Origin of the sequence: Mycobacterium helveticum, assembly GCF_007714205.1 — a bacterium.
Classification (GTDB): Bacteria; Actinomycetota; Actinomycetes; order Mycobacteriales; family Mycobacteriaceae; genus Mycobacterium; species Mycobacterium helveticum.
In genome coordinates this window covers 1-15,902 of the sequence record NZ_VMQU01000068.1, presented here as the reverse complement: position 1 = coordinate 15,902, position 15,902 = coordinate 1, and the positions used below count along the sequence as shown (strand labels likewise).

Here is a 15,902-nt window from a genome sequence, read left to right as displayed (position 1 = left end):
TCCGCGGCGCCGGCCGGTCATGGGTGTCCAGCGGGGCGGTGTCACCACCAGCCGGTGCTGTAGGCGATCTGCCGGCCCAGCTCATTGGTCATGGTTCGCACGTAGGTGGGGGACAGGTGATGGGCCCCGTGGTAGATCAGCACGTTGCCCTCGACCGCGCGGCAGATGTCCTGCCGGCACACCGCGTCGGACATGTCGAGCGGCTTGAGCAGCGGAAAACGGTCGACGAAGTCCAGGGTCGGATTGTGGTCGGCCAGCACGTCGGAACGCCTGATCCCGCAGGACACCGCGTTGCCTCCCTTGGCCAGGCAGTCCGCGGGGTCGAACGGTTTGCCGTCCTTGACCAGCCATGGGGTGTCGCGCATGGCCAGGACGGGAATGTTGTTGTCGGAGAACGCTTGCCAGATCCCGATGTAGGTCGCCGGCATGACGTCGCCGGGTTTGATGTTCCACGGGCGAGTCGAGGTGGTGAACACGTAGTCGGGATGATCGGCGATCAGCTTGGCCATCGTCCGCTGCACCCACACGCGGCATTGCGGGTACGCGGCGTTGTTGCCCATGATCAGCGGGACTTCCTCCGTCGACAGCGGGCAGCCCATTTTCAGGTAGGTGACCACCTTGAAGTGGTGCAGGCGGCCGAGCTGGTCGAGCGCGGGCAGCCAGTGCTCGGCGTGCGACCCGCCCGCCAGCGCGATCGTTCGGGTGGCGGCCGCGTCGCCGTAGGTGCAGTTGACCACCGCCGGGTTGACGAAGTTGCTGATGCACCCGTCCCTGGTGGAGGCCGGGTAGTCGTGCCGCACCTCGAGCACGGTGGGCCGCATGCGCAAGGTGGGCACCCGCACGTGTGCGGTCAGTGCGCGGGCACCGGGATAGTCCCGTGCGCTGAGGCCGCTGAGTTCTTTGCCCGCGGCCCGCAGGTCGGTGACGTGCTCGCGCCAGGTGAACGACGTCGCGGTCAGCGTGACGCCGAGCAGCACCACCGCGGACCCCAGCGCCATGGTCGGCCGGCGCAGGCGGGCCTGCCATGGGATCGCCGGGGCGGGAGCGGCCACGCCGGCGGGCGTGCGGCAGCGCAGCGGGTTCTCGACGAGCCGGGTGGTCAGGTAGGCCAGTACCCCGGACACCGCCAGCACCGCCGAGCCTTCGAGGAAGTTGGCGTGCCGGTGGCCGGTGAAGGACAGCCAGAAGATCAGCAGCGGCCAGTGCCACAGGTACAGCGAGTACGCCATGGCGCCCAGCGCCACCAGCGGCCCGGTCGCCAGCAGCCGATTGGGCAGCGGCAGCCGGCGGCCGCCGCCGGGATCGCCCGGCAGGTTGGCGCCGGCCAGGATCATCAGCATGGTGGCGCCGACGGGCACCAGCGCCGCGGGGCCCGGGAATTCCCGCACGCCGTCGATGAGCGCACCGCAGGACACGATCGTGGCCAATGCGATGGTGGCGACCGTCGTGCGCAGCCACATCGGCCAGCGCAGGTAGGGCACCACCGCACCGGCGAGCGCGCCCAGCAGCAGTTCCCATCCCCGCGCGAAACTGTTGTAGTAGGCCGTCGACTGGTTGTCCTGGTGGGCGATGATCGCGCAGACGAACGAGGCCACCGTCAGCGTGCTCAGCAGTACGATGAACCCGGCGCGCAGGCGTGCGGCCCATCGACCCCCGGACAGGCGGCGCCACAGGTAGGCGAACCCGGCGACCAGCAGCAGGAAGGCGATGTAGAACTGGCCCTGCACCGACATGGACCAGATGTGTTGCAGCGGGCTGACGGCCTCGCCCGCCTTCAGGTAGTCGGAAACCGTGTGGGCCAGTTCCCAGTTCTGGTAGTAGCCCAGGCTGGCCAGGCTCTGGTTGGCGAACGTCTCCCAGCGGGTCTGCGGCTGCACCAGGATCGTGAGCACCGCGCACGCGGCCAACACCACGACCAGCGCGGGGACCAGGCGGCGGACCAGCCGGACCACCTCGGCCACCGGCGACAGCGACACGGCGGGATTGAGCGTCGCGCGCAGGATCTTGCCGCCGAAGAAGAACCCGGACAGCGCCAGGAACACGTCGACGCCGCCGGACACGCGGCCGAACCAGACGTGGAACATCGCGACCAGCGCGATGGCGATCCCGCGCAGCCCGTCGAGGTCGTGGCGATAGAAGTTGGTCGGGCGAGCCTCGCTGACCGGCTCCGGGTCGGTGGCCGGCGGGCGGGGCGGGGACGAAAGGCTCAACATGGTTGGAGCCAATTTACCTAAACCGCCACCTGCTCTCCGGTCGGAATCACCGGATTATCGAGCAGGTGGCGGCTGTTCGGCAGGGCGCGGAGGTTACCGCGTGATGCCGGCGGGTGCGGGCTGCAACGGCGCCTGCTGCGTCGGCAGCTGCAGCGCCGGCATTTGCTGCAGGGGCGCCTGCTGCAGGGGCGCCTGCTGGACCGGCGCCTGCTGGACCGGCGCCTGCTGGGTGGGCGCTTGCTGGAGCGGCGCCTGCTGGGTGGGCGCTTGCTGGAGCGGCGCCTGCTGGGTTCCGATAACCCGGACCAGGTAGGGCGTCATGCCGTTGGTGCGCACCGGGGAGACCTGGACGACGTCGCCGACTTCCAGCATCTGCCCGTTACCCAGGTACATTGCCACGCTCTGGGTGCCCTCGGGGCCGTAGAACAGCATGTCGCCTCGGCGTGCCTGCTGCGGCAGCACCTTCTGGCCGAGCTTGTAGATGTCGGCGGAGGAGCGCGGCAGCCTGATCCCGGCGCCCGCGTAGGCGTACTGCATCAGGCCCGACGCGTCGAAACCGACGGTGGTGATGCCGCTTCCGCGGCCGCGGGTCGGGCCCGTGACGCCGCCGCCGCCCCAGGCGAACGGGACGCCGCGCTGGGACAGCCCGCGCATGACGACGACGTCGGTGGCCTGCTGATAGTCCATCGGCCGAACGACCGGGTCGGCGTTCGCCGCGGCGGGCGCGAGCAGCGCCCCGGCGAGCATGGCCAGGCCCGACGCGAAGAGGTAGAGGCGTTTCATTCTGGGTTCCTTCCGGTTCAGCGGGCCTGCGCGCAGTGACTTCGCGCATCGGCCGCCATTGCATGACTCGCGCGAAGGCCTCACCGTCGGGGCCCGCGGCGCGGCATTGACGCTTGGCGGGTGAATTCGGCCGGATACTGCATTTCACACCAGTCACTACAGACACTTCTACAACAAAAGTTACGCTCAGAAGATGGCTGGTGAGGCGCCCGGGGCATTTTTTGTCGGAACGTGACCGGACGGTGACTGGGTCGGCCAAATCCGCATGCGCAGTTGTGATTTCGGTCTCAGGCCGGGAGTCGTGGGGAGCTCAGAGCCAATAGCGTTGGCTGAAGGTGGTGAGCATGAAGCCCACTACCGCGGCGACCATGACCAGCGCGAGCGACAACACCGGCCAGAAGGACATGTACCAGCCCTTCAGCAGCGAGACCACCGGCCCGACCACGGCCGCGGTGATGGCCGCACCGATTCCGCCCCACACCAGCGGGTGAATGTAGTAGTCGATCCCGAAGGGCACCGGCCCACAGTCTTCCCCCTCGCACACGTTGGCGAGGAAGCCGAAGAGCCGTGCCGGCCATGTGGTCTCGGTCGCCAGGATGACGAGCAGGATCAGCAGCGTGACGGTGCTGACGACGTCCCACGCGACCAACCGCAGCCGCAGCACCCGGGGTGCTTCGTCGTCGTAGTCCACCGGCGCGGGGTGGCCGGGGTCCGTCGGATCGGGGTCCTCGGGCTGATATGGCGTGGCCATGATCTCTCCCATGCTTCCCGATGGCCGGCGATTGTGCGACCCGGCTGCTTTACGCTGCATCTCTATGCCTGCGGCGAGGGCCCGGTTGACCCCCGGGGAAATCAGCGCGATCGACGCCGCGCACCTGTGGCACCCGTACAGCACCATCGGCCGGGAAGCGGTGCCACCCGTCGTGGCCGTCGGCGCCCACGGCGCCTGGCTGACGCTGATTCGCGACGGACGGCCCCTCGAGGCGCTCGATGCGATGAGCTCCTGGTGGACCGCGATCCACGGGCACGGCCACCCGGTGCTGGACGCGGCGCTGACCGCCCAGCTCGGCGTGCTGAACCACGTGATGTTCGGCGGGCTGACCCACGAGCCCGCAGCCCGGCTGGCGCAGCTGCTGGTGGAGATCACACCGGCGGGTCTGGAGACGGTCTTCTTCAGCGACTCGGGTTCGGTGTCGGTCGAGGTCGCGGTGAAGATGGCCCTGCAGTACTGGCGCGGCCGCGCGCGCCCCGGCAAGCACCGGCTCATGACCTGGCGCGGCGGCTACCACGGCGACACCTTCACGCCCATGAGCGTCTGCGACCCCGAGGGCGGCATGCACGCGCTGTGGACAGACATCCTCGCCCGCCAGGTGTTCGCCCCGCAGGTGCCGCCGCACCACGACCCCGACTACAGTGCGGCCTTCGAGGAACGACTCGCCGCGCACGCTCACGAACTGGCGGCCGTGGTCGTGGAGCCCGTGGTGCAGGGCGCGGGCGGGATGCGGTTCCACGACCCGCGCTACCTGTCCGACCTGCGCGACATGTGCCGCCGGCACGACGTCTTGCTGATCTTCGACGAGATCGCCACCGGTTTCGGACGCACCGGCGAGCTGTTCGCCGCCGACCACGCCGGGGTGAGCCCGGACATCATGTGCGTGGGCAAGGCGATGACCGGCGGCTACCTCAGCATGGCCGCCACGTTGTGCACCCGCGACATCGCGCAGACCATCAGCGCGGGGGAGGCGGGCGCGCTGATGCACGGGCCCACGTTCATGGCCAATCCGCTGGCCTGCGCGGTGTCGGTGGCCAGCGTGGAGGTGCTGCTCGGCCAGGACTGGCGGTCGCGGGTCGCCGAGATCGGCTTCGGCCTGGCCGACGGGCTCGAGCCCGCGCGGGCGCTGCCCGGCGTGGCCGACGTGCGCGTGTGCGGCGCGATCGGCGTCATCGAATGCGACCGGCCCGTCGACCTGGCCGTCGCCACACCGGCGGCGCTGGACCGCGGCGTCTGGCTGCGCCCGTTCCGCAACCTGGTCTACGCCATGCCGCCGTATGTGTGCACGCCCGCGGAGATCGCCCAGATCAGCTCCGCGATGGTCGAGGTGGCGCGGCTCGTGGCCAACGCTGCCAACACGTGAGCGCCCGGCGAGCGGACCGCACGGCCAGGGTGTTCTACCCGTGCGAAGGCTCGCGCTCTCAGGAGAATCTCAACAATTTCTTTGGCTTAGGCTAGCTCCGCTCAAAGGCTCCACAAAGCCGGGGCAGTCATCATCTAATCCATGACCAGTGAGTTGCTCTGCGCGAACCTCATCGAACGCTACCTCGCCACCTGCGGACTGCGTTTCCTCCGGGGCGACCACGACGGCGAATACTTCTGTGCCGCCAACACCGGTCCCGGCCGGCTGCACGTCCGCATCGAGATCCCCGCGACGTTCGGCGACGTGCTGCACATCAGTGTCACTCGCGCACGACCGTTCCCCGTCGCCGACCGTCCCCTGCTGACGCACTTCGCCGACGCGTGGAACCGGCAAAACCGCGGAGTCACCGCGATCGTGCAAGGTTCCTGCGACTCGCAGCGCGTCGGTGTCTCGGCCCGCCGAGCCCTGTGGATCCGGGACGACATTGCTTTCGAGGAGTTCGCCTGTGCTGTTGACCGCGCCATTGCGGCCGCAATCGATTTGTTTGCTGAGTTGAAGCCGGTTGTCGACGTGCCCTCGCTGGCGCAGCCGGTGCTGCGTAACGCCGGCTGAGATTCCGGCGAAGCGCATAGCGACGCTGAAAAGTAGCCGTGTCCGGTAAACACCGAAGCCATTACCGCGACATCTCATTGGGCGGCTTTGAAAGTGCGGTCTTACGACAGTTTCGCGTGGATGCTCATTCGCAACCCCCGGTGCGGCCATTTCGTGAACCTGTCTGCGGGGCAATTAATCCTGGCCCAATCTGGTGCTCATGGTGCCTATGGTGCTGGTTGTACGGGTGGTTGTTCTGGTTGCCAACAGCGGCCCGCCCGGACCAGGCGGGATTGCCGTCAGTGCACTGTGCCGTCGATTTCTAGGCCCTCGGTATCTTTTCAAAAGCGTCCACACCATCCTGCTACGAGGGCTAAGGTCTTTAGTGGGCGTGACGGACCGGTGTCATGCTTTCACTTTACCGCTGGGTCGGTGATGACCGGTGGAAGGAGCGATATGTCATATGTGATGGCTTCGCCGGATTTGATCGCGGCGGCGGCGGCGGACGTGGCTGCGCTCGGTTCGACGGTCAACGCGGCCCATATGGCGGCGGCAACCTCGACCGTTGCTGTGGTACCCGCGGCCGCCGATGAGGTATCGACGGGCGTCGCGCAGCTTTTCTCCGGGGTGGGCCAGGAATTTCACCACCTGGCGGGACAGGCGGCGGCATTCAACGCCCAGTTTGTGCAGCACTTGACTGCGGGTGCGGGCTCGTATGCGGCCACCGAGGTGGCCAGCGCCGCGTCAATGATGCCGAGTGTGGGCTCATACGTCGATGTCATCAACGGCTTCGTTGCCTCGATTTCCAGTCAGTTGACAGCCATCTACAACACGGTCGCGCAAGCAGTGCAGCAGATCGCAGGCGTGCTCGAACTCATCGTCCTGGTGCCGTATGAGGCTTTGGTGCTGTCATATTTGTCCCTGGCCCTGCTTATCGGTGCAATACAGTTGCTCACGAAGTACCTTGGCGTGACGATCCCGATCCCATGATCAGATTCCGGCAGATCCGGCCCGCTCATCAGAAGCCGTTTTGTTGCGCCTGGGTGTTCTACCGTGCCGGAATTGGCGCGCATATTTCAGGTCGACGCCAAGCTGAACCGTTTACGGGCGATCTCGGGCGCTGCTGAACGCGCGAACGCCGACATCGACGTGAGCTAGACGGACAGCCTCGGGAGTTCGACGGTGGCCGCGTCGCCGTCCGCGGGCGGATCCTCCCTGAGGAGCAAGGACCGTACCAGCGGACGCGTTCCCGTCGATCGAAGCATGTAACTGGCCGGGCGCGGGCGCACTTTTTGTGGCCACCAGAACCAGCGTCCGAGCAGCGCGGCAATGGACGGTGTCATGAACGAGCGCACGACCAAGGTGTCGAACAACAGGCCCAGGCCGATGGTGGTGCCGACCTGGCCGATGATGCGCAAATCGCTGAACACCATCGAGGCCATGGTGAAGGCGAACACCAGGCCGGCGTTCGTCACCACTTTCCCGGTACCGCCCATGGCGCGGATGATGCCGGTGTTGATGCCGGCCGCTATTTCCTCTTTCATCCGTGATACCAGAAGCAGGTTGTAGTCGGATCCGACGGCCAAAAGGACGATCACGGACATCGGCAGCACCATCCAGTGCAATTTGATGCCGAGCATGTACTGCCAGGCGAGCACCGACAGCCCAAAAGATGCACCCAACGAAAGCAATACGGTCCCGACGATAACCAGGGCGGCCACGAAACTTCGCGTCAGGGCAAGCATGATGACGAAAATGAGGCAGAGCGCACCAACGATCGCGATCCACAGATCGTATTTCGCCCCGTCTTGGAAGTCTTTGTAGGTCGACGCGGTGCCGGCGATGGAGATCTTCGCGCCCTCCAGAGGCGTCGTCTTGAGCGCCTCTTCGGCCGCCGACCTGATCCGATCGATCCGCGCGATGCCCTCGGGCGTCGCGGGATCGCCGCGATGCGAAATGATGAAGCGGGCCGCCTTTCCGTCCGGAGAGACGAAGGAAGTCATCGCGCGCTGGAAGTCGGGGTTCTCGAAGACCTTCGGAGGCAGATAGAAGGAATCATCGTTGTGGGCGGCGTCGAAAGCCTGTCCCATGGTGGTGCTGGTTTGTTCCGCGTCGTCCATCTGGCCCAAGAACCCGGCCGTGGTGCTGTGATTCGTCAACAGCGTGGTGCGCGTGGCCTCAAGGATCGCGATCATCGGCGGAAGCTGGGCGAGTACCTGCGGCAGCAGCTCGTCAATTTTCTCCGAGTCTTGCAGGATACGGTGAGTTTTCTCGGCAATCGTGTCGAGACCGTCAATCGAATCGAATATGCTTCTCAGCGCAAAACAGATGGGAATATCGAAGCAGTGCTTTTCCCAGTAGAAATAGCTGCGGATCGGCCTGAAAAAATCCTCGAAATCCGAGATGCCCACTTCGGTCTCGTCGACGATGTCAACCACTTCTTTTGTCAGGGCGATCGTGTGGTGAGCAAGTGCGGTGAGGTGCTCCTGCAATTTGTAGATAAGCTTCATGAGCGCAATTTGTTTCGTCATCAAGTCGGCCTGCAGGAGAAGGTCGTCCATAGATTTTCTGACGAACGTCAGATTTTGCTGCATGAGCGAGTTCTGCATGCTGATCAGAAAGGGTATCGACGTGTGCTCGATCGGTGTCCCCTCAGGCCGGGTTATGCCCTGAACCCGCGAAATGCCCGGGACCCGAAATATCGCCTTGGCGACTTTGTGCAGCACGATAAAATCGGCCGGGTTGCGCATATCATGATTCGTCTGGATCATTAAAATGTCTGGCATGAGTCGCGATTGGGAGAAATGGCGACTGGCAGCCGCATAGCCCATATTAGCTGGAAGAACTTGAGGTAGATAGGCTCGGTCGTCGTAGCTCGTTTTATAGCCCGGAAGTGTCACCAGGCCGATCAGCGCGACCGCCAATGTCGCGGCGAGAATGGGTGCGGGCCAGCGGACGATCGCTGTGCCGACCCCTCGCCACCGGCGTTGCGCGATCCTGCGCTTGGGGTCGCATAGCCCGAAGCGACTTCCGATGGCCAAAATGGCCGGAACCAGCGTGATCGCGATCGCGACCGCGACGAGCATGCCCACGGCGCACGGCACGCCGATGGTCTGGAAGATGGGCATTCGGGTGAAGCTCAGGCACAACATCGCTCCGGCGATCGTCAATCCGGAGCCCAAGACGACGGGAGTGACCCCGCGGTAGGTGGTGTAGTAGGCCGCTTCGGCGTCCTCGCCGGCCTGGCGGGCCTCTTGATAACGGCCGAAGAAGAAGATCCCGTAGTCGGTTCCGGCCGCCATCGAGAGCGTCACCAGGAGATTGATGGCGAATGTCGAGAGCACGACAATGTTGTTGTCGGCGAGAAACGCGATGATTCCTCTGGCCGAGCCGACTTCGATCCCGACCCCGACCGACATCAGGACCGCGGTGGCGAACGAACGGTAGACGAACAGCAGTACCACGAAGATGATCACGGCGCCGATCAGGGCCATCTTCAGAAGTGAAGCGTCGCCGCTGCGCTGCATGTCCGGAATGAGCGCTGCCGGGCCGGTGAGATGCACTTCGACGCCGTGGGGCGGCGGTGTCTGCTGCATGATCTTACGGACGGCCGCCACCGATTCCTGCGCCAAGGTGGTGCCCTGGTCGCCGGCCAGATTCACTTGCACATAGGCGGCCTTGCCGTCGGGGCTTTGCACGCCCGCCGCGGTGATCCGATCTCCCCACATATCCTGCACGTTTTCGACATGCTTCTTGTCGTTGCGCAATTCGCGAACCAATTCGCGGTAGTACGTGTGAGCGTCGTCCCCGAGCGGTTGCTGCCCTTCGAGGACGATCATGCCAAAGCTGTCCGAATCGGATTCGTTGAAGGCCTTGCCCATGCTCAGCATGGCCTGCACCGACGGCGCGTCTCGAGGAGCCAGTGGTACGGAGTGCTCTTCACCGACCCGCTCCAGCGGTGGAACCGCAAAGGTCACGGTGAGCGTCAATGCCACCCAGGCCAGAACGATGAACGGCGCAAGCCTGCGGATCGTGCGCGCGACGACGGGCGGCCGAGGACTTTCGGTGCTCATACGGCCTGCTGCGGGCGGACGGTCAGGGCGCCCATGCTGTGCAGCTCGAAGCGGCAGCCACTGCTGTCGCCATCGCGCTGTGCCATGGTGCTCCCCAAGGTCTCCGGTCTGGTCCTGAACTGAAAATCCGTCACTGGCCTGCCGCTATCTCAGCAACAAGGCACGTACCAACGGACGCGGCCCGGTGGGGCGGAGTAAGGAGCTGGCGGGGCGGGGGCGCACGTGTTGCGGCCACCAGAACCAGCGCCCGAGCAGCGCGGCGATGGACGGCGTCATGAACGCGCGCACCACCAGCGTGTCGAACAGCAAACCCAGACTGATCGTTGTGCCCACCTGACCGATGACGCGCAGGTCACTGACCAGCATGGACCCCATGGTGAACGCGAACACCAGCCCCGCGTTCGTCACGACTCTGCCGGTGCCGCCCATGGCGCGGATGATGCCGGTGTTGATGCCGGCTCCTATTTCCTCTTTCATCCGGGCGACCAACAGCAGGTTGTAGTCGGAACCTACCGCCAAAAGGACGATCACCGACATCACGAGCACCGACCAGTGTATTTGTATGCCGAGCAAATCCTGCCAGGCGAACACGGAAAGCCCGAAGGACGCGCCCAGCGAAAGCAATACCGTACCGACGATCACCAGGGCGGCAACAAAACTCCGCGTCATGATCAGCATGACGATGAAGATAAGGCAGAGCGCGGCGACACCGGCGATCATGAGGTCGTAGGTGGACCCCTGCACCACGTCGCGCACACCCGCTGCGGTGCCGGAGAGATAAACTTTCGATGACTCCAGCGGAGTTCCCTTGAGCGCTTCCTCGGCCGCGCTTTTAATCGGATCGACGCGGGCAATGCCTTCTGGCGACGCGGGATCGCCCTTTTGCAGGATGAGCATGCGGACGGTCTTCCCGTCCGGCGACAAGAATATCTTCATGATGCGTTGGAAGTCCTTGTTCTTGAAGACTTCCGGTGGCAGGTAGAACGAATCATCGTTTTGAGCGGTGTCGAACGCCCTCCCCATGGCGCTCGCGTTACCGTTGTCGTCGCTCATGTTTCCGAGGACCCCGGACATGGTGCTGTGCATGGTGAGCAGCATGGTCCGCGAGCTCTCCATGATCGCGAGCATCCCGGGAAACTGGGCGAGTATCTGCGGCAGGAGTAAGTCGATCTGATCGAGGTCTTTTACCACGTCGCCCAGCTTGTCGGTAACGGCGTCCACGCCGTCGAGGGCATCGAATATGCTTCGCAGCGAGAGGCAAATGGGAATATCGAAGCAGTGCTTTTCCCAGTAGAAGTAGCTGCGGATCGGCCTGAGGAAATCCTCGAAATCCGAAATATGAATTCGCAGCTCGTTCGTGAGGTCGTTGATGTCATGAGTGGTGGTAACCATGTCGTGCGTCGTGGCGACCATCTGCTTGGTCAGGGCGTAAAGGTGCTGCGTGATGTTGATTGCTTCCGCTAACATGTCGGCCTGCTTGAGCATGTCCTTGAGACGCGCTTTCTGAAAAAGCAGGAATTGCTGCTGGCCCGCGACCTGCATGCTGAGGAAATACGGTACCGACGTGTGCTTGATCGGGGTTCCTTCGGGCCGCGTCACCGCCTGAACCGACGAAACGCCCGGCACGGCGAGGACGGCCTTGGCCAGTTTCTCCAACACCAGAAAATCAGCCGGATTGCGGAGATCGTGATCGGTCTCGACCATGAGCACGTCGGGCGACATCATTGCCGACGGGGGAAAATGTCGCGCCGCTGCCTCGTACCCCAGATTGGCGGGGATATTTTTGGGGATGTACTTCTGGTCGTTGTAGCTGGGTCGGTAGCCCGGCAGCGTCAACAGCCCGACCAGCGTGACCGCCAAGGTGGCGACCAGAATGGGCGCGGGCCAGCGAACGATAGCCGTGCCCACCCGCCGCCATGCACGCGGGTTGAATTTCCGCTTGGGCTCGAACAAGCCGAAACGGCTCCCCACGGCAAGGACTGCCGGAATCAGCGTGACCGCCACCGCGACGGCGACCAATACGCCCACCGCGCAGGGGACGGCCAGCACGTAGAACGAGGGCAGTCGCGTAAAGATCAGGCAGAAAAGCGCGCCGGCGATCGTCAAACCCGAGGCCACGATGACCTTGGCGACCCCGTGGTAGGTGCTGTAGTAGGCCGTTTCCCTGTCCTGGCCGGCGTGACGCGTCTCCTGGTACCGGCCAAAGAAAAATATCCCATAGTCGGTTCCGGCCGCGATCACGAGGGACACCAGCAGATTGACGGCGAAAGTGGTGAGACCGATGACCCCGTGATGGCCGATAAAAGCAACGATTCCCCGGGCCACTTGCAATTCCACCCCGACCACCAGCAACAGCAGAATTGCGGTAATCACCGAACGGTAGACGAGAAGCAACGTAATGAAGATCACCGCGATGCTCACGGCGGTGATCGTGGCGACCGTCCGGTCACCGCTGTGGCTCATATCCGCATTGATCGCGGCAGGCCCGGTGACATACGCCTTGACTCCCGCCGGCGCCGCCGTGCGCGCGACGATGCGCTGGACGGCGTCGATCGATCCGTTGCTCGCGGTGAGAACCAGTTGAACATAAGCGGACTTACCATCAACGCTTTGTGCGGCGTGGCTGGTTAGTTCATCGCCCCAGAAATCCTGGACATAGGCCACATGCTTCGTGTCGTCTTTTAACTGCGAAATCAAACGGTCGTAGTACTTGTGGGCATCGTCGCCCAGGGGTTGCTGGCCCTCCAGAACGATCGTCGCCACACCGCCGGAGTTTGATTGATCCGGTGTGTCAGCAGATTTGAAGTCCTCATTCAGCCGCTCGGCCGCCCTGACGGACGGTGCATCCGTGGGATTCAGGGATACCGAATGCTCGCTCTCGACCTGCTCCAACGAGGGGACGCAGACAATCAGAACACCGACGATCGCCAGCCACGCCAGGATGACGAGCACCGAAAACCGGTGGATCGTCCGCGCGACCAAGGGGCGACGGGTGTGTAGCTGATGGTTGCTCATGCGTTGTACGCGCAGGACGTGAAGGCGCTCACTGCGTGCGTGACCTTCTCGACTTTGACCACGCCGTCCAGCATGATGCGGCAGCCGATGCTGTCGCTGTCACCCTGCGCCGCGACACTTCTCATGCCCGTTGCCGCGGTGACCGCGAACTCGTATGACCACGGCAGGCTTACCCCCTCGACATGCAGTGGATCGCCATTGGCGCCGAAATAGCTGATCAAGGCCACGGTCCCCGGTGGTCCGAAGACCTCGTACGTCAGGTGCTGGGGATTGTAGGGCTTGTTGTCGACCCTGGTGTCGGCATAGGACAGGCCCTTCTCGGAGCCGAAGAGGCCGTGCAGTCGCGACACAGTCAATCCTCCAACGACGATGACCACCAGGACGACCAGCGGGATCCACAGCCGCTTCAGAAACCGCAAAATCACAGAGCCCGGATTCCGGCGATTCTTTCCGGATGCACCTTGTGATCCAGGCGCGGTTGACGGTTGGCCGGGGCGTCGCAGCAGACCACGTCGGGGGCCACGCGGCTGGCCGCTCTCGACGGGGATATCGGGCCACGCCGGCTCAATATCGCTCACACTGCCCCAGACCACCGCACCACCCTAGCTGACACGAGTTTAATTACGGGTCCAAACCATACCGGTGGCTCTCAGCACCGGACCGGGATTTAAGGAACTTCTCAGGGTGGTGTCCCGAAGCCCGCGACCGATCACGCAGCCGCAACGGTTGCCGTCCATGCCAGGCGTTATGGTGTTGTGCGGCTGAGCTGTGGACGCGGTCTGCCGCCTTCATTTCACAGGACGCGTACGGGGAGTGAAAGGCCAAGATCGCGGGATGAAATTTGTGCTGGCGTTCTATGGAACTCGCGGCGATGTCGAGCCGGGCATCGCCGTCGGTCGTGAGCTGCTGCGCCGAGGGCACGACGTGTGCATGGTCGTCCCGCCCGACCTGGTCGCCTTCGCCGAGTCGGTTGGGCTCGCAGCGGTCGCCTACGGGCCGGACATGCAGGCGTGGCTGGAATCGACGCGCAACTTCTGGGCGCGATTCTTCCGTAACTTCTGGAGAATCCAGGAGGTCAAGAGGCTACTGCGCGAAGCCCGGGAGCCCGGAACCCGGCACTGGGCGGAGATGAGCACGACGCTGACGGCGCTCGCCGATGGGGCCGACCTGTTACTCACCGGCATGAGTTACCAGGAACTTGCGCTCAATGTCGCGGAGTATCGCGACATTCCGCTGGCCACGCTGCTGTGGTTCCCGATCCGGGTCAATGGCCACCTCTTTCCGATCCTGCCGGCTCGGTTGCTCCGCTCGGTGATGACGGTCTACGAGCGGTTGGTGTGGCGGGGAGTGAAGAAGGTCCAGGGCGCGCAGCGCCGCCAACTCGGCCTCCCGAAGGCGACACGTCCCGCGCCGCAACGCATCGCGGAACGAGGAGCGCTGGAAATCCAGGCCTACGACGAGGTGTGCTTTCCCGGGCTGGCGGCCGAATGGGCGCAGTGGAATGACCGGAAGCCGCCGCAAAGGCCCTTCGTCGGCACGCTGACGATGGAGTTGGCGACCGGTGCCGATGACGACGTCGCTTCCTGGATCGCCGCGGGTACGCCGCCGATTTGCTTCGGGTTCGGCAGCATACCGGTCGAATCTCCCGCCGATACTCTTGCCATGATCGGCGCCGCGTGTGCGCAACTGGGTGAGCGAGCGCTGGTTTGCGCCGGCTGGACGGATTTCGGCAGCGCCGCCCGCTCCGAGCACGTCAAGGTGGTGGGCGCGGTGAACTACGCGGCGATCTTTCCCGCCTGCCGCGCCGTCGTCCACCACGGTGGCGCGGGCACCACGGCCGCAGGCCTGCGCGCCGGCGTGCCCACGCTGATCCTCTGGATGGCAGATGTTCAGCTGATCTGGGGAGCTGCGATCAAACGGCTGAAAGTGGGTACCGCCCGGCGCTTTTCGAGCGCTACCGAGAAATCGCTGGTCGCAGATCTGCGTCGGATTCTGGCCCCGCACTATGCGGCCCGAGCCCGCGAAATCGCCACCCGGATGACCAGACCCGCCGACAGCGTTGCCGCCGCTGCCGATCTGGTGGAAGATTTCGCCCGCCTCGAGGGCATTGGCTGATCGTCCACAACGGTGACGCACCCAACCGGTCAGGTGGGGAAATGCGTCTGGTTGAGGTGCTCGGCCACCCGCAGGGCGTTGGCGGCGACGGTCAAACTGGGGTTCAAACCGGTGCTGGTGGGGAAGAAGGAGGCGTCCACCACGTAGAGGTTGGCGACTTCGTGGGCCCGGTTTTGGGGGTCGAGCACGCTGGTCTTCGGATCGGTGCCGAAGCGGCACGTGCCGCACACGTGGCCCAGGGTCGAATTGTTTGCGCCGGTCCGCAGCGTGAGGGTGCGAAACGGTTTCAACACCTCTTTAATCTGGCGCATGAACACCGCGCGGCGTTCGATCTCGCTGGGGTGTAAACGGTACCGGATGCGCAGCCGTTGGCGGCCGTCCGCGCCGGGTCGATCGCTGGGCAGGACCCGGTTGTCCAGATACGGCAGGTCCTCCATGATCGGGGCCAGCAGCAGTCCACCGTTGAAGAAGCGATCGTAGATGGGCCGCACCGCCGGGCTCATCAGGCGCAGCACCTTGGGCTGCCAGCCGGGATGGTTGGTCAACATGTCCATGGATGCCAAATTGGCCATTGCGCCGGCCGACTGCACGGTGCCGTATTTCTGGCCCTCCCAGAAATAGAAGTCGTTGAGCCCGATCTCCTTGTTTTCGGCCGTGATCTTGCAGCCGGGTTGCGGCCAGACCTCGATCCAATCCATCAGGTGGCGCATCAGGTTGCGGCCCACGTAGTCCGAGCCGTTGGCCAGCCCGCGTGGCCACTGCCCGGAGCGGGAGTTGAGCAGCAGCAGCGGGGTGGCCAGCGCGCCGGCGGCCAGCACCACCACCTTGGCTTTCAGTGCCAGCATGTCGCCGCGGTGCTCGGCGATCACCTGCTGCACCTGGGTGTGGTCGGCCTGCAGGCGCAGCACCCGGCATTGGGTCAGCAGGTGGGCGCCGTGCTCGGTGACCGCGGGCAGCACACCGTTGCGGGCGGCGTC

11 protein-coding genes are annotated in these 15,902 nt (G+C 64.6%); 4 read left to right on the top strand and 7 right to left on the bottom strand.

Annotated elements, in window-relative coordinates:
- Positions 1-41: 41 nt before the first annotated feature.
- The 3 genes from FPZ47_RS16185 to FPZ47_RS16175 all read right to left on the bottom strand — a co-directional run bounded on the left by FPZ47_RS16185 (position 42) and on the right by FPZ47_RS16175 (position 3,747).
- Positions 42-2,213, bottom strand: a complete 2,172-nt coding sequence (locus FPZ47_RS16185; protein WP_144952682.1) for an acyltransferase family protein — start codon at positions 2,211-2,213, stop codon at positions 42-44.
- A gap of 93 nt (positions 2,214-2,306) precedes the next feature.
- A complete protein-coding gene (gene ripD, locus FPZ47_RS16180; RefSeq protein WP_144952684.1) occupies positions 2,307-2,996 on the bottom strand; it encodes an NlpC/P60 family peptidoglycan-binding protein RipD in 690 nt (229 codons plus the stop codon).
- 310 nt (positions 2,997-3,306) lie between these two features.
- Complete coding sequence (locus FPZ47_RS16175) at positions 3,307-3,747, bottom strand: hypothetical protein (RefSeq protein ID WP_144952686.1); 441 nt, start codon at positions 3,745-3,747, stop codon at positions 3,307-3,309.
- A gap of 64 nt (positions 3,748-3,811) precedes the next feature.
- Here FPZ47_RS16175 and FPZ47_RS16170 point away from each other — a divergent pair, with 64 nt between their 5' ends.
- The 3 genes from FPZ47_RS16170 to FPZ47_RS28420 all read left to right on the top strand — a co-directional run bounded on the left by FPZ47_RS16170 (position 3,812) and on the right by FPZ47_RS28420 (position 6,712).
- Entirely contained in the window at positions 3,812-5,131 is a 1,320-nt protein-coding gene (locus FPZ47_RS16170) for an adenosylmethionine--8-amino-7-oxononanoate transaminase (protein ID WP_144952688.1), read from the top strand.
- A 141-nt stretch (positions 5,132-5,272) separates the two neighbouring features.
- Positions 5,273-5,743, top strand: coding sequence for a YbjN domain-containing protein (locus FPZ47_RS16165; RefSeq protein WP_144952690.1), 471 nt, complete (start codon positions 5,273-5,275; stop codon positions 5,741-5,743).
- A 435-nt stretch (positions 5,744-6,178) separates the two neighbouring features.
- Positions 6,179-6,712, top strand: coding sequence for a PE family protein (locus tag FPZ47_RS28420; protein ID WP_168209475.1), 534 nt, complete (start codon positions 6,179-6,181; stop codon positions 6,710-6,712).
- 164 nt (positions 6,713-6,876) lie between these two features.
- On the opposite strand, the gene FPZ47_RS16155 is transcribed toward FPZ47_RS28420, so the two are convergent.
- The 3 genes from FPZ47_RS16155 to FPZ47_RS16145 all read right to left on the bottom strand — a co-directional run bounded on the left by FPZ47_RS16155 (position 6,877) and on the right by FPZ47_RS16145 (position 13,220).
- Entirely contained in the window at positions 6,877-9,795 is a 2,919-nt protein-coding gene (locus FPZ47_RS16155) for an MMPL/RND family transporter (protein WP_144952695.1), read from the bottom strand.
- A gap of 144 nt (positions 9,796-9,939) precedes the next feature.
- A complete protein-coding gene (locus tag FPZ47_RS16150) occupies positions 9,940-12,810 on the bottom strand; it encodes an MMPL/RND family transporter (RefSeq protein WP_144952697.1) in 2,871 nt (956 codons plus the stop codon).
- The gene (locus tag FPZ47_RS16145; protein WP_144952705.1) at positions 12,807-13,220 is read right to left on the bottom strand and encodes an MmpS family transport accessory protein; all 414 of its coding nucleotides are present in this window, start codon (positions 13,218-13,220) and stop codon (positions 12,807-12,809) included. The genes FPZ47_RS16150 and FPZ47_RS16145 overlap by 4 nt, the downstream gene beginning before the upstream one ends.
- Before the next feature lie 424 nt (positions 13,221-13,644).
- Between FPZ47_RS16145 and FPZ47_RS16140 the strand changes: the two genes are divergently transcribed.
- Positions 13,645-14,925 (top strand): glycosyltransferase, encoded by a 1,281-nt coding sequence (locus FPZ47_RS16140; protein WP_144952707.1) that lies wholly within the window; start codon positions 13,645-13,647, stop codon positions 14,923-14,925.
- Positions 14,926-14,954: 29 nt separating this feature from the next.
- On the opposite strand, the gene FPZ47_RS16135 is transcribed toward FPZ47_RS16140, so the two are convergent.
- Positions 14,955-15,902, bottom strand: a 948-nt coding sequence (locus FPZ47_RS16135) for a GMC oxidoreductase (RefSeq protein WP_144952699.1), incomplete at its 5' end; no start/stop codon positions are given.

What these genes read in the sequence shown, in the direction of transcription:
- FPZ47_RS16185 (WP_144952682.1), bottom strand. Translation starts at nt 2,213, where the DNA reads ATGTTGAGCCTTTCGTCCCCGCCCCGCCCGCCGGCCACCGACCCGGAG.
- ripD (WP_144952684.1), bottom strand. Translation starts at nt 2,996, where the DNA reads ATGAAACGCCTCTACCTCTTCGCGTCGGGCCTGGCCATGCTCGCCGGG.
- FPZ47_RS16175 (WP_144952686.1), bottom strand. Translation starts at nt 3,747, where the DNA reads ATGGCCACGCCATATCAGCCCGAGGACCCCGATCCGACGGACCCCGGC.
- FPZ47_RS16170 (WP_144952688.1), top strand. Translation starts at nt 3,812, where the DNA reads ATGCCTGCGGCGAGGGCCCGGTTGACCCCCGGGGAAATCAGCGCGATC.
- FPZ47_RS16165 (WP_144952690.1), top strand. Translation starts at nt 5,273, where the DNA reads ATGACCAGTGAGTTGCTCTGCGCGAACCTCATCGAACGCTACCTCGCC.
- FPZ47_RS28420 (WP_168209475.1), top strand. Translation starts at nt 6,179, where the DNA reads ATGTCATATGTGATGGCTTCGCCGGATTTGATCGCGGCGGCGGCGGCG.
- FPZ47_RS16155 (WP_144952695.1), bottom strand. Translation starts at nt 9,795, where the DNA reads ATGAGCACCGAAAGTCCTCGGCCGCCCGTCGTCGCGCGCACGATCCGC.
- FPZ47_RS16150 (WP_144952697.1), bottom strand. Translation starts at nt 12,810, where the DNA reads ATGAGCAACCATCAGCTACACACCCGTCGCCCCTTGGTCGCGCGGACG.
- FPZ47_RS16140 (WP_144952707.1), top strand. Translation starts at nt 13,645, where the DNA reads ATGAAATTTGTGCTGGCGTTCTATGGAACTCGCGGCGATGTCGAGCCG.